Source organism: Exiguobacterium sp. J17977, assembly GCF_018616375.1.
GTDB lineage: Bacteria > Bacillota > Bacilli > Exiguobacteriales > Exiguobacteriaceae > Exiguobacterium > Exiguobacterium mexicanum.
In genome coordinates, this window is the sequence record NZ_JAEQBB010000005.1 from 222442 (window position 1) to 236627 (window position 14186).

Below are 14186 nucleotides of genomic sequence, written 5' to 3' on the forward strand. Positions count from 1 at the left end.
TTACTACTTCCTCTATCTTATGCATAACGCACCTACTATACACGATATTTGTCTCGAACGAAAGCGTCCGACCTCTCGAGCCACGGTTGCATTTTAAGGAATTACTTTAGTACAATAAAGGAATATATTTCCATGAAGGACGTGATGAAATGCGACAGCAAGATGCCATCGCCACATTGACCGACAGCCTCATCTCCGATACGGACGTGCAGGCCATTTTCTTGAAAGGATCGTTCGGACGCGGCGAAGCGGACGAGCATTCCGACGTCGACTTGTACGTCATGGTCGCCCCTGACAGCCTGAATGCGTTCTTGGCGCGCCGCCGTAACCATCTGGCCACATATCGCCCGATTCTGCTCGAGGACGAAATCAATATTGTGGCCCCGCAACTGATTATCGTCTACGATGATTTCTTGCATCTCGACTTCTTCACGGTGACAGCGGACACGTTGAATCATCAAGACATGATCACGGTACTGTATGATCCGGAACGACGGCTCCAACATCACTCGAGCTCGCTCGCCCTATCGGCTACAGACTTGAGCGGGCACGTATTCGATGCGATTTGGTTCTTTTTCCAATATACGAAAGCGCGCGACCGAGGCAATGACATTTGGGCGGTCGAGATGCTACGGCAAGGAATGAGCCATTTCGCTTACACGCTCGCTGCCCATCATGAACCAGTGCGCGCCGCGCTCGGGTTGAAAGACGTGGCCGCCCGGCAGCGGATTGAAATCCGGACGTTTTATGAAGTGTTGACACCCGATCATCATGCGACAGCCGCTCGCTGGTATATCTCCCGTCTCGAAGCCGAGCGTCCCTTCTTCGAGACGACCGCCTCGTTCGAAGTGATTCGTCCGTTTTTCGAAAGCCTCGTTGCACGTGAAAAAAGCCGCTCCTAATGTGAGCGGCTTTCGTTTATGCTTGTTGACGTCTCGAGGAGCGGAGTGTGAAGTAGAGTACCCATTCGACGACCCCGACGGCGATGAGAAAACCGCCGAACAATTGGAACAAGACGAGCAGGCTGTCAAACGGGTTCGCCAACATGAGTAACCCGATTCCAATCCATAACAGACTGCTCAACATGAAGTACATCCACCGATTGGCGATGGTCCGGCGAAATCCAACGGCTTGAATCAATCGAATGATGCCACCGAACAAAAACAGGACACCGATAAAAATCGGGAGCAGGCTCGCCAACGTTTCGGCGAAGAAAAAGACGATCAAAGCGATCAAGAGATAGATGATTCCCATAAAGAAACCGGCTGGTAGACCGTCCCGTTTATGCCGCAACCCTTGAACGATGGCGACGAGACCGATGATGGCAAAATAAGCCGCGACCAAATAGACGATCGCATCAAAAAAGACGCGTGGATACAAGATGATGAGTAACCCGATCACCACATAAAGCGCCGCTTGAATGAACGTCGACCGTTCCAACCGTTTGATGAGCGTCTCCATATGAAAGACCCCTTTCTGATTCAACGATTTCGACCACTGTTTAGTTTATTCCCGGATTTCGGATTGATCTATCCCGAACAACAAAAAAGGCTGTGGATTGGTGATCCACAGCCTTAGCGTTTATTTACGTTTTTTCTTTTTTGTCTTTTTCTCTTCTTCTGCGAGCGCGGCACGTTCTGCTTCTTTCGCCGCGATTTTCGCTTCAGCTTGAACTTTCATCTTCTCACGCATCGGCAGCATGATTGCCATCGTCACGATAATCGAGATGATGTAACCGACGACCCAGTACATCGACAGGGCGGCTGGAAGCGTGATTGACATGACGAAGATCATCACTGGGAAGATGTAGAGCATCATTTTCAATTGTGGGTTCTGTTCTTGGCCCGCCATTGAAATTTTTTGCTGTGCATACGTCAAAATCGCTGCCAAAATCGGCAAGATGAACGTTGGGTCCGGTGCCCCGAGGTCGAACCAGAGGAAACGTGCTTCAAAGATTTCAGGCGTCCGACGGATCGCATCGTAGAACGCGAACAAAATCGGCATTTGAATCAAGATTGGCAAGCAGCCCGCGAGCGGGTTGATTTGGTACTCTTGATACATTTTCATCATTTCTTCTTGCAGTTTACGTTGCGTCTCTTGGTCTTTCGAGCTGTACTTCTCACGCAGCTTGAGCATTTCCGGCTGCAACACTTGCATCGCACCCATACTCTTCGTCTGCTTGATCATAAGCGGTAAAATCAAGAGGCGGACGATAATCGTCGCGACGATGATCGAGTAACCATACTGCCACGTCCCACCAATTAAGTAAGCCGCTTCTTTCAACAACCATGCTAGTGGCCAAACAAAGTATTGCGACCAGAAGCCTTCCGTCTCAGCCGTAATCGGCTCTCCTTGGATCGTCGATGGGTCGACACAGCCAGCCATCAACATGATGACGCCGGTCATGACGGCCAACAATCCTAATTTTAGCTTTTTGCTCATAGTTCCTCCTACGCTTTCTTTATCGATTCTTTTGTTTCATCACACGTCTATCGGTCAATCCTAATTAGTTCGCGTTATATATGAAAGAACGAGCTCGGATTGTTATGATCGATCGACTTGTCTCTGCTTCCAAACTTTAGCCCGTTTGAATGCGTGTTTCAAGCTTTCCGTCACTTCATCTTGCGTAAGCGACGTCGCTGGTTTGCGCGCAATGATGACATAATTGTGCGGAGCCACGTTCGGTTCGAGCAAGCGAAGCGATTCACGCATCAATCGTTTCATCCGGTTCCGTTCCACGGCATTTCCCAGCTTTTTGCTGACCGAAAGTCCGACCCGGAAGTGCGCTTGATCCGCTTTCTGCGTGTAGACGACAAACTGACGATTGGCCACGGAGCGTCCTTCACGAAACACCGCTTGGAACTCTTCATTCTTTTGCAGGCGGTATTCTTTTTTCAAAATTCTCACTCCATCCTTCGCTTCAAAAATCGTCAACTAACATCATACCATATCCCATTCATTTCAACGAGAGTCAATCAGCTTTTTCCGTCCGTTTGTGTGAGTTCTGTGACGATATAAAAAAAGATTGCCCAAGGAGGATTCCTCGGGCAATCTCATGATCTGTATTAGACAGTCAAGGCTTTGCGGCCTTTACGACGGCGAGCTGCAAGAATGTTGCGGCCGTTTTTAGTCGCCATGCGTGCACGGAATCCGTGGACTTTCTTACGCTTACGGTTGTTAGGATTGAAAGTTGGTTTCATTGTTAAAGCACCTCCTCAAGGTTAACGCTCTATTAGCAAGTTATAGTTTCATTTAAGGCAGTCTTTAAGATTATATAAACTGTTGTCTAGATTGTCAATGAGTTTTCGCCAGGTTTTCAATTAGGGTGAAATCCTTCGGACGGGGAGGGGATAATCGCCTCGTGATGGAATGATCTAGAAGAAACGGGAGCAACGAATCACATGGAGATTTAACAATCCGTCAGTGACTTTTTTACAAATAGCCATCTAAAGCCATTTTATCCACATATCCTAATAGTTATCCACACTTATATGTGAATAACTCCTCTCCTTTCAACAATTTTACGATTCCGATTTTTAATTTTTCATTTTCTTCTCTTGAAAAAATATTCTCCACAATTCCTTCTTCCTCTTTTGTGTATAACTTTTCCGTCCCTACCTTACCTCACTTCTAATTATCCACAACATATCCACAGTTTATCCACACTATACACAGCATGTGGATAACTACCTGTGGATTCTTTTTGCAGTCTGTGGATAAATATCAAAAACCGTTGCCACGTCTATTTTATTTTGATAAACTGAATGTGCACAAACTTGTGGATGAACTTTTAGCAATTCCAAGATATACACAGACTGTGGATAACTGTTATCCCCAACATCAACACCATGTGGATAACGTTATCCACAGTTTTTGTTCTCTGGGGATAACCCTATTATCTACTATAGAATAGTGTATGTGTATATCGTGTGAATAAGTTTCGCCAACATGTGAGTAAAGGAGGTCTTTCATTGAAGAATGCTCGCGAGATTTGGAGAAATGTTTTATCTCTGATTGAGGAAGAGGAACGAACACCAAAAGCCAGCTTTGATATGTGGTTGAAATCAACAGAAGGAATTTCGTTGATGGGGACGACACTCGTCGTGTCTGCGCCAGCCAGTTTCATTGTGACTTGGCTTGAGCGTCAGTACTTGTCATTGTTACAAGATACGATTGAAGAAGTAACGAACAACAAGCTTGAGATTCATTTTATCGAGGAATCACAAGCACACAAGTATGCACCTGCGGATGGATCGAAAGAGACGATTGCTGCCACAGAAATGAAAGAACAGCCACTTCCAGTACTGCCAAAAGAGGAAGGGAACCTCGGACAGCTGAATGACAAGTACATTTTTGAGACGTTTGTCATCGGGTCGGGGAACCGATTTGCTCACGCTGCCTCACTCGCTGTCGCAGAAGCGCCGGCGCGCGCCTATAATCCGCTCTTCATTTATGGAGGAGTCGGGCTCGGCAAGACACATTTGATGCATGCGATTGGTCATTACGTGAAAGGGCAGAAGCCTGGCGCACGAATCGCTTACGTATCATCTGAAAAGTTCACGAACGAGTTCATCAACTCGATTCGTGACAATAAGACCGAAGAATTCCGCAACCGCTATCGGAACATCGATGTCCTCTTAATCGATGACATTCAGTTCCTAGCCGGGAAAGAACAGACACAGGAAGAGTTTTTCCACACGTTCAATGCGCTTCATAACGATCAGAAACAGATTGTGATTTCGAGTGACCGACCGCCTAAAGAGATTCCGACGCTCGAAGATCGTCTTCGTTCGCGGTTCGAATGGGGTCTTATCACTGACATCACACCGCCTGACCTCGAAACGCGGATCGCCATCTTACGCAAGAAAGCGACGGCAGAAGGGCTTGATATCGCGAACGACGTCATGCTATATATCGCCAATCAAATCGATACGAACATTCGTGAACTCGAAGGGGCGTTGACGCGCGTCGTGGCCTACGCCAAGCTCGTCGGTCGTCCGATTGATCCGGATGTCGCTGCTGAAGCGTTGCACAACATCATGCCGGTCCAAGAAGCGAAGAAAATTGTCATTCGGGACATTCAAGAAATCGTGGGCCGTCACTTTAATATTGAAGTTGAGGAACTGAAAGCGAAGAAACGGACGAAGACGCTCGCATTCCCTCGTCAAATCGCGATGTACTTATCGCGTGAGATGACGGAAAGCTCGCTTCCTAAAATCGGGGAAGAGTTCGGTGGACGCGATCACACGACAGTGATTCACGCTCATGAGAAAATTAGTACGTTGCTCAAGCACGATCCGGAGATGCAAGAGACGATTCAGACGTTAAAGAAAGCATTGTCATAAACACTTCGATTTCGTTGTGGATATCCTGTGGATAAACCCACATAGTTATCCACAAGTTATTCACAGGCAGAATGGCTCAATACCAGTGGTTAAAGTGACTTATCCCCAGTATCCACAGCCCTTATTACTATTATGACTTAAATAATACTATTATTATTAACTATATGACTCAGTTCACTTAGGAGGAATTATCCACATGCATTTAACGATTCAGCGAGATGTATTTATGCAAGCCGTACAAGATGTATCAAAAGCTGTTGCTTCCCGAACGACGATTCCAATCCTCACAGGATTAAAGCTTGAAGCCCATGCCGATGGGTTGACGCTCACAGGTAGTGATACGGAAATTTCAATCGAACGCTTAATCCCGATTGAAGAAGGCGGAATCGAACTCATTCAAATTCAACGAGCAGGTAGCGTCGTGCTTAATGCACGTTTCCTCGGTGAAATCGTTAAAAAGTTGCCGACGAATGAAGTGACACTTGAAGTGTCTCCGAACTTCATGACACGAATCGAATCGGGACAAGCCGAGTTCCATTTGAACGGACTCGATCCAGATGAATACCCGCGCCTGCCTGAACTATCAAGCGAGCGTCGTTTTTACTTACCGGCCGATCTCTTGAAGACGATTATCCGTCAAACGAGCTTTGCTGTTTCGGCTCAAGAGACGCGTCCTGTTTTGACAGGGGTCAACTTCTCTGCCGAAAAAGGATTCTTGACGTGTGTGGCCACGGATAGCCACCGTCTTGCACTTCGTCGGGCACGGTTTGAGACAGACAACGATTTGACGTTCCAAAATGTCGTCGTCCCGGGCCGCTCATTAAACGAACTCGCAAAATTGCTTGATCGGGAAGAGTTGCCAGTCGAAATCGTGTTGACGGACCAACAAATCTTGTTCCGCTTGAAAAACATCTCGTTCTTCTCGCGTCTCCTCGACGGGGCATACCCAGATACCTCACGCTTGATTCCGGAAGAATACCGGACAGCGGTCCGCATGAACGCGAAGGACTTCCTCCAGGCCATCGATCGTGCGTCATTGCTAGCACGCGCTGATCGCAATAACGTCATCAAGTTTGTCGCTGAAGAAGCGACGACGGTCGAAGTCTCATCTCATTCTCCAGAAGTCGGGAAAGTGTCAGAACGCGTCAGCATCCTGTCGCTTGAAGGAGAAGAGTTAAAAATTTCATTCAACTCGAAATTCGTCATGGATGCGCTTCGTGCGCTTGATGCTTCAGAAATCGAAATCCAGTTCACGGGTTCGATGCGTCCGTTCATCTTGCGTCCGGTCGAGCAAGATAGCGTCCTACAGTTGATCTTGCCAGTCCGCACGTCTTAAGTCAGACTGAGCAGATTCGGGGATGATGAGGTGTTTCACCTTGTCATCCCCATTTTTGCCTTATTCGACGTTTTTCGATAAACTAATAAGTATGGCGATTTTTTGTACTAAGTATGAAAGAAAGGAAGTGACGACATGAAAAAAGTGTCGATTACAACCGAGTATGTAACGCTCGGACAATTTTTGAAGTTGGCTGATATCATTTCAAGTGGAGGCCAAGCGAAGTTCTTCTTAGAGGACATTCAAGTGAAAGTGAACGGTGAGATTGATCAACGTCGCGGACGCAAACTACGCGATGGGGACACGATTGAGGTCGAAGGTTTCGGAGACTTCCAAATCGAGGGTAACTAACGTGCATTTAAAGTCGATCCGATTGCAAAACTACCGCAACTACGAAACCCTCGAGTTAGATTTTTCAGAACAGACGAACGTTCTCATCGGTGAGAATGCCCAAGGGAAAACGAATCTGCTCGAATCGATTTACGTACTTGCGCTCGCAAAGTCACATCGGACGACGCAAGACCGTGAACTGATTGGCTGGGAGGCGGATGCAGCGATGGTCGAGGGACGGATTCATAAACGGACCGGTGAGACGGTCCAGTCGCTCACGTTTTCACCGAAAGGGAAGAAAGCGAAATTGAACCATCTCGAACAACGCCGCCTCAGCGATTATGTCGGCGCTTTTAACGTCGTGCTGTTCGCACCCGAAGACCTTGCCATCGTCAAAGGTAGCCCGCAAGGACGACGACGATTTTTAGATATGGAAATCGGGCAAGTGAGTCCTGTCTATTTACATGAATTGAATCAGTATTTGAAGACGCTGAAGCAACGGAACGCCTTGTTGAAGCAACTGTCAATCAAAGGCGGGGACGAGACACTGCTCGAGGTGCTTACCGATCAAATGATTGAACTTGCCGTGAAAATCGTTTCGCGACGTCATCATTTTATCGATCAACTTGAAAAGTGGGCAGGCCCGATCCATTCTGGCATCACACGTGACTTGGAGACACTGACGATTCAATACGTATCGGATACATTCCAAAAAGAACGTTACCCAAAAGAGGCGATGTTTGAAACGTATCGTCAAAAGTTTGATAAAATAAGAGAGAACGAACGAAGACGAGGCGTGACGTTATTTGGTCCGCATCGAGATGACTTTGAATTGTATGTTAACAATCGCAACGTCCAAACGTTCGGTTCACAAGGCCAGCAACGTACAGCGGCTTTGTCTTTGAAGTTAGCGGAGATTGAACTGATCCACGAAGAGGTCGGAGAATATCCGTTACTTTTGTTAGATGACGTGTTATCTGAATTAGACGACCATCGCCAAACCCATCTGCTCGACACGATGGGCCAAAAAGTCCAAACCATCATCACGACGACCAATATTGATGGGATCGCTCACGAGACGATTCAACAAGCGAAGGTGTTTCACGTGAAACAAGGCGAAGTTGAAACGGAATCTGTGTAACGCAAGACCAATCCATAGGAACACCAATTCATGTATAGTAGGTGAACAAAACCGATGAGTAACGAAAACGAAAAACAAATGCAAGATTATGGTGCTGATCAGATTCAAGTGCTTGAAGGGTTAGAAGCCGTTCGTAAACGCCCGGGGATGTATATCGGTTCAACGAGCTCACGAGGACTCCACCACTTGGTATGGGAAATCGTCGACAACTCGATTGACGAAGCGCTCGCCGGACACTGTGACACGATCACGATGACAGTAGAACCAGGCAACTCGATTGTTGTCGAAGATAACGGTCGTGGGATTCCAGTCGACGTTCAAAAGAAAACAGGACGTCCTGCCGTTGAAGTCATCTTCACCGTCCTTCACGCCGGAGGTAAATTTGGCGGTGGCGGATACAAAGTTTCAGGCGGTCTGCACGGTGTAGGGGCCTCGGTCGTCAACGCGTTGTCGACGAAACTTGAAGTGTTCGTTCGTCGTAACGGCAACGTCTACTACCAATCATTCAAACGCGGTGTGCCACAAGGCGAACTTGAAATAGTCGGTACGACCGATACGACCGGTACAACAGTCCGTTTCTTCCCAGATGGAGATATCTTCGAAGAGACGCTCGAATATGATTTCGATTTACTCGCCACACGTTTGCGCGAACTTGCCTTCTTGAATAAAGGACTTCGCATCGTCGCCAAAGACGAGCGCAGCGATGAGACGATTGAACGCAACTATCACTACGAGGGTGGAATCAAGTCATACGTTGAACATTTGAACCGCTCGAAAGCCTCAATCCACGACGAGCCTGTCTACGTACATGGCACGAAGGATGGAATTGAAGTCGAGATTGCGCTTCAGTACAACGAAGGATTTGCGAGCAACATCTATTCATTCACGAACAATATTCCGACCCATGAGGGCGGAACGCACGAGACTGGATTTAAAACGGCGCTCACGCGTTCAATCAACGACTATGCAAAACGCTTCGGTCTCATGAAAGAGGCTGATGGTAGCCTGTCAGGGGATGACGTACGTGAAGGATTGACGGCGATTGTCTCGGTCAAACACCCGTCGCCACAGTTCGAAGGGCAGACGAAGACGAAACTTGGTAACGCCGATGCGCGTACAGCCACAGACTCGCTCTTCACGGACACGTTCGAGCAATTCTTGCTTGAAAATCCATCTGTCGGTCGATTGATTGTCGACAAAGGCTTGATGGCGGCCCGTGCCCGTCTCGCAGCGAAACGTGCTCGTGAGATGACACGCCGTAAAGGGATCCTTGAAGTCAGTTCATTACCTGGGAAACTAGCCGACTGTTCATCGAAAGATGCATCGAAGTCTGAACTGTACATCGTTGAGGGTGACTCGGCCGGCGGTTCAGCGAAATCAGGTCGCGATCGTCACTTCCAAGCGATTTTGCCAATCCGAGGTAAAATCATCAACGTCGAAAAAGCGAGACTTGATAAGATTTTAGCCAACCAAGAAGTACGTACGATTATTACAGCGCTCGGGACAGGGATTGCGGAAGAGTTCGACCTCGGGAAGGCTCGTTACCATAAGTTAATTATCATGACCGATGCCGACGTCGATGGAGCCCACATTCGCACACTGCTCTTGACGTTCTTCTATCGCTACATGCGTCCGCTCGTCGAGAGCGGGTATGTCTATATCGCGCAACCACCACTTTACGGCTTGAAGCATGGGAAAGACGTCACTTACGTGCAGAACGACCGTGAATTGCAAGAAGCGATTAAAAAGCTTCCGGAAAATGCTCGTTACAGCGTACAGCGTTACAAAGGTCTCGGTGAGATGGACCCTGAACAGCTGTGGAGCACGACGATGAATCCAGAGACACGCTCGATGCTTCGTGTCGACCTTCAAGACGCCATTGAGGCGGATGAGATCTTTGAGACGCTCATGGGTGACAATGTCGAGCCGCGACGTGATTTCATCCAATCACATGCGCATTACGTGAAAAACCTCGATATTTAAAAAGAAGGGTAGGCAATAACGAATGGCAGAACAAGAAAATATCAAGGATATAAATATTAGCCAAGAGATGCGCACCTCGTTCATGGACTATGCGATGAGCGTTATCGTGTCACGTGCCCTCCCAGACGTACGAGACGGTCTGAAACCGGTTCACCGTCGTATCCTATATGCGATGAACGAACTTGGAATTCGTGCTGACAAGCCCCATAAGAAATCGGCCCGTGTGGTCGGTGACGTTATCGGTAAGTATCACCCGCACGGTGATTCTGCCGTTTACGAGACGATGGTTCGGATGGCGCAAGATTTCAGTTATCGTTATGAACTCGTCGACGGTCACGGAAACTTCGGATCGGTCGATGGAGACTCAGCGGCAGCGATGCGTTATACAGAAGCACGTATGTCGAAAATCGCGATGGAACTCGTCCGTGATATCGGTAAAAACACAATTGATTATCAACCGAACTTTGACGGAGAAGAGAAAGAACCGGTCGTCATGCCAGCCCGATTCCCGAACTTCTTGGTCAACGGGACGAGCGGAATCGCGGTCGGGATGGCCACGAACGTACCGCCGCATAACTTGAACGAAGTTATTGACGGGGTGCTTGCGTTGACGCATAACCCGGATATCACCATCTCCGAGTTGATGCAGCACATCCCGGGGCCTGACTTCCCGACAGCCGGCGAAATTTTAGGTCGTAGCGGAATTCGCCGCGCCTATGAGACGGGTCGCGGATCAATCACGATGCGTGCCAAAGCTGAAATCGAAGTGTTGAAAAATGGTCGTGAGCGCATCCTCGTTCATGAAATCCCATATCAAGTGAACAAAGCGCGCCTCGTCGAAAAGATTGCTGATTTGGTACGCGATAAGAAAATCGAAGGCATCACTGACCTTCGCGACGAGTCGGACCGTAACGGGATGCGCGTCGTCATCGAAGTACGCCGCGATGCGAATGCAAGTGTCATCTTGAACAACTTATATAAACAAACGCCAATGCAAACAACGTTTGGCGTCAACATGCTCGCTCTCGTTGGGGGACGACCGAAGACGCTAAACTTGAAGCAAGCGATTTATTACTACATCGAGCACCAAAAAGAAGTCGTCCGCCGTCGGACGCAGTTCGATCTCGATAAGGCCGAGGCCCGTGCGCATATCCTTGAAGGATTGCGCGTCGCCCTCGATCACTTGGACGAAGTCATCGCCATCATCCGCAGCACGCGGACCGGTGACGAGGCTCGTGAGAAATTGATTGCCCGTTTCGGATTGTCGATCGATCAGACGCAAGCTATTCTCGACATGCGTCTCCAACGTTTGACTGGACTCGAGCGTGAGAAAATCGAAGGCGAGTATCGTGAGATTCGCGCCTTGATTGAAGAGTTGCGCGCCATCTTAGGCGACGAAGAACTCTTGCTTCAAATCATTCGCAACGAGTTGACAGAAATCAAAGAGCGCTATGGCGATGCACGTCGGACCGTCATCCGTACGGATATCATCGAGCTTGAAGATGAAGACTTGATTCCGGTTCGCGACATGATGATCACACTCACAAGCGAAGGATATATCAAATCAATCCCGAGCGACTCGTATCGCACGCAACGCCGAGGCGGACGAGGCAAGCAAGGGATGGGTACGAACGACGAGGACTTCGTGTTACGTCTCTTGTCAGCTTCGACGCATGATACGATTCTATTCTTCACGAACTTCGGTCGCGTCTTCCGCTTAAAAGGGTATGAAATCCCAGAGATGAGCCGGACTGCGAAAGGGATGCCGATTATCAACTTGCTACAAGTCGATAAAGGTGAAAAAGTCGAGACGATGATTCCGGTCGACTTCAATAGCTACTTGGCAGATAAGGCGATTGTCGAAGATGGAACTGAAGACTCGGAAGCAGAAGTGGCAGACGAGCAGTTGTCGCTCGTGTTCATCACGAAGCAAGGACTCGTCAAACGTTCTCCGCTCTCGGCTTACGCCCGCATCAATAAAAACGGACTTCGTGCCATCAGCTTGAATGATACGGACGAGTTGGTTACGGTCCGTCTTGCGAAGAGTGATGACGAGATTTTGATCGTGACGCGCGAAGGGATGTCGATTCGCTTCCCGCTTGCGAGTGAAGTACGGTCGATGGGCCGTACCGCCCGAGGTGTCCGTGCGATTCGTCTGAAGAAGGATGACGATCAAGTCGTTTCGATGGAAATCGTACGCCCGACGCAAGACGTATTGATTATCACGGAAAAAGGCTATGGCAAACGAACGCCGATGGAGCAATTCCGCACACAAGGTCGAGGTGGTTCTGGAATTATCGGAATCAAGACTGACCGCGGTACCGTCGTCGGTATGCGAGTCGTGGATGAGGACGACGATATCATGCTCATGACCGAGCTCGGTGTCGCCATTCGAATCGATTCACAGACGATTTCGCAAATGGGTCGCAGTACGCGCGGTGTGAAAGTGATGAACATCGAAGACGGCGATCGTTTGGCCACAATTGCCAAATTGAAAAAAGATGAGCTAGAAGAGGAATCAGCAGATGAGATGGAGAATGGATTTGATGGTGAAGCACCAGAAACCGACCTATCGTCTGAAGTGACCGAATAAGGCGAAACAGGTCGAGCGGAGCTTCCGTTCGACCTGTTTTCATACGATTAGGAGGGATGAGCATGCGACTCGCTATTTCAAACGTTCACGTAGGTATGACGCTCTTAACATCCGTGTCTTCATTAGAGGCAGGGATTAGACTGACGAACGAACATTTACGTTTGCTCCGCTTTTTGAAAGTTGAGGCGATTGAAGTTGCTCCGGTAGAACGCCGTCCCTTTACACATGAGGAAGAACGCGACTTATGCGAAAAGATTCTTCAGTATGAACGTCACTATAATCAATGGGAAGAACGGATATCACCAAACCCATATGAGGCTCTTGAATTTATTCATCAGTTATTTCGCCAAGACTATCCTCTATCAGCAATCGTCACGTTTTTCACGAACCAACCGTTACGGAAAAATCATGTGATTCATCATGCGATTTATCGAGCGCTCGTCGCAAAAACGTTATCGAAATATCGGGGGGACGAACATCGGCTTCAGTTTGACTATGGAATTGCGTCTTATTTTGCCGATGCCAGTTACGCTAAAATCCGCAAATGGTCACATATGCGCTATTTTACAAAAATGGAACGTGAGCTCTTGTATCAACATCCACTCGTATCGATGGCGATGTTACCTGAAGATCGGACATTGCGGCAGCGTGTCGGTAAATTAGTGGCAGAACATCATGAGCGACTCGATGGATCGGGCTTCCCAAATCGTCTCGAAGAGCGAGCGCTTCATCCGGCCTCTCCTCTGTTTATTGTGGCAGATCGTTTTTGTCAGTTGACGGCACCGCGAACATTTCGAGCTGCACTCACTCCGGAAGAAGCTTACTTTTATATGTGGCAAAATGAAGCGTACGATGGAGAGGCGCTCACATTGTTAGCTACGTTACTCGGATTTTATGAAGTGGGGCGAACCGTTTTATTGAGTAGTGGGGTTCGTGGGAAGATTCATCACTATACACCGAGTGTCGAACAACCGATTGTCGTATCAGAACCGACGCAAGAAACGTATGATTTAACTCGTTTAGACGAAGTACGAATCATCGCATTTCAATAATCGAAAGTGTGTTCCTTCTATATAGTGCAGAGAAGGAGCACACTATTTTTTTATTCTTTTAAAATATTTTATTTTTATAGTTGACGAAAGAGAATGCAGGTGCTATTATAAATGAGTCGCTAAGAGCGGCAGACGAACTTTGAAAACTGAACGATGAGGCAAAAAAAGTTTTACCATTTTTGAATGAAGCGCAAGCTTCGTCATTTTTAAAGAGCTATATCAAATTCTTTGGAGAGTTTGATCCTGGCTCAGGACGAACGCTGGCGGCGTGCCTAATACATGCAAGTCGAGCGCAGGAAATCGACGGAACCCTTCGGGGGGAAGTCGACGGAATGAGCGGCGGACGGGTGAGTAACACGTAAAGAACCTGCCCTCAGGTCTGGGATAACCACGAGAAATCGGGGCT

General features: G+C 48.1%; 12 protein-coding genes and 1 rRNA gene. 9 read left to right on the forward strand and 4 right to left on the reverse strand.

Translation table 11 applies throughout. The features are described 5' to 3' along the window. The first annotated feature begins 149 nt into the window (after positions 1-149). Positions 150-902, forward strand: coding sequence for a nucleotidyltransferase domain-containing protein (locus tag KNO58_RS10945; protein WP_214753855.1), 753 nt, complete (start codon positions 150-152; stop codon positions 900-902). A 16-nt stretch (positions 903-918) separates the two neighbouring features. Here the strand turns inward: KNO58_RS10945 and KNO58_RS10950 are convergent, their stop codons facing one another. From KNO58_RS10950 to rpmH, 4 genes are all read right to left on the reverse strand, one after another. Continuing rightward, on the reverse strand, positions 919-1461 hold the full coding sequence (locus tag KNO58_RS10950; protein WP_214753856.1) for an HdeD family acid-resistance protein: 543 nt from the start codon (positions 1459-1461) through the stop codon (positions 919-921). A gap of 120 nt (positions 1462-1581) precedes the next feature. Continuing rightward, on the reverse strand, positions 1582-2442 hold the full coding sequence (yidC, locus tag KNO58_RS10955) for a membrane protein insertase YidC (RefSeq protein WP_214753858.1): 861 nt from the start codon (positions 2440-2442) through the stop codon (positions 1582-1584). Positions 2443-2544: 102 nt separating this feature from the next. Beyond that, complete coding sequence (gene rnpA, locus KNO58_RS10960) at positions 2545-2898, reverse strand: ribonuclease P protein component (protein ID WP_021067848.1); 354 nt, start codon at positions 2896-2898, stop codon at positions 2545-2547. Between the two features lie 167 nt (positions 2899-3065). Beyond that, entirely contained in the window at positions 3066-3200 is a 135-nt protein-coding gene (rpmH, locus tag KNO58_RS10965; RefSeq protein WP_015880216.1) for a 50S ribosomal protein L34, read from the reverse strand. Between the two features lie 771 nt (positions 3201-3971). Between rpmH and dnaA the strand changes: the two genes are divergently transcribed. From dnaA to KNO58_RS11005, 8 genes are all read left to right on the forward strand, one after another. Then, positions 3972-5345 (forward strand): chromosomal replication initiator protein DnaA, encoded by a 1374-nt coding sequence (dnaA, locus tag KNO58_RS10970; RefSeq protein WP_214718821.1) that lies wholly within the window; start codon positions 3972-3974, stop codon positions 5343-5345. A gap of 196 nt (positions 5346-5541) precedes the next feature. After that, positions 5542-6681 (forward strand): DNA polymerase III subunit beta, encoded by a 1140-nt coding sequence (gene dnaN / locus KNO58_RS10975; protein WP_131434333.1) that lies wholly within the window; start codon positions 5542-5544, stop codon positions 6679-6681. Positions 6682-6816: 135 nt separating this feature from the next. Then, a complete protein-coding gene (gene yaaA, locus KNO58_RS10980) occupies positions 6817-7032 on the forward strand; it encodes a S4 domain-containing protein YaaA (RefSeq protein ID WP_128123800.1) in 216 nt (71 codons plus the stop codon). 1 nt (position 7033) lies between these two features. Beyond that, a complete protein-coding gene (gene recF / locus KNO58_RS10985; protein ID WP_021067844.1) occupies positions 7034-8152 on the forward strand; it encodes a DNA replication/repair protein RecF in 1119 nt (372 codons plus the stop codon). A 54-nt stretch (positions 8153-8206) separates the two neighbouring features. Further along, on the forward strand, positions 8207-10135 hold the full coding sequence (gene gyrB / locus KNO58_RS10990) for a DNA topoisomerase (ATP-hydrolyzing) subunit B (protein WP_214753860.1): 1929 nt from the start codon (positions 8207-8209) through the stop codon (positions 10133-10135). A gap of 22 nt (positions 10136-10157) precedes the next feature. Next, entirely contained in the window at positions 10158-12728 is a 2571-nt protein-coding gene (gene gyrA / locus KNO58_RS10995) for a DNA gyrase subunit A (protein ID WP_214753862.1), read from the forward strand. A 62-nt stretch (positions 12729-12790) separates the two neighbouring features. After that, on the forward strand, positions 12791-13780 hold the full coding sequence (locus KNO58_RS11000; RefSeq protein ID WP_128123796.1) for an HD-GYP domain-containing protein: 990 nt from the start codon (positions 12791-12793) through the stop codon (positions 13778-13780). 225 nt (positions 13781-14005) lie between these two features. After that, a 16S ribosomal RNA gene (locus tag KNO58_RS11005) occupies positions 14006-14186 on the forward strand; the annotation flags it as partial.

Bases quoted from the DNA above. Each gene is read 5' to 3' on its own strand.
- KNO58_RS10945 (WP_214753855.1), top strand. From the start codon at position 150: ATGCGACAGCAAGATGCCATCGCCACATTGACCGACAGCCTCATCTCC.
- KNO58_RS10950 (WP_214753856.1), bottom strand. From the start codon at position 1,461: ATGGAGACGCTCATCAAACGGTTGGAACGGTCGACGTTCATTCAAGCG.
- yidC (WP_214753858.1), bottom strand. From the start codon at position 2,442: ATGAGCAAAAAGCTAAAATTAGGATTGTTGGCCGTCATGACCGGCGTC.
- rpmH (WP_015880216.1), bottom strand. From the start codon at position 3,200: ATGAAACCAACTTTCAATCCTAACAACCGTAAGCGTAAGAAAGTCCAC.
- dnaN (WP_131434333.1), top strand. From the start codon at position 5,542: ATGCATTTAACGATTCAGCGAGATGTATTTATGCAAGCCGTACAAGAT.
- yaaA (WP_128123800.1), top strand. From the start codon at position 6,817: ATGAAAAAAGTGTCGATTACAACCGAGTATGTAACGCTCGGACAATTT.
- gyrB (WP_214753860.1), top strand. From the start codon at position 8,207: ATGAGTAACGAAAACGAAAAACAAATGCAAGATTATGGTGCTGATCAG.
- gyrA (WP_214753862.1), top strand. From the start codon at position 10,158: ATGGCAGAACAAGAAAATATCAAGGATATAAATATTAGCCAAGAGATG.
- KNO58_RS11000 (WP_128123796.1), top strand. From the start codon at position 12,791: ATGCGACTCGCTATTTCAAACGTTCACGTAGGTATGACGCTCTTAACA.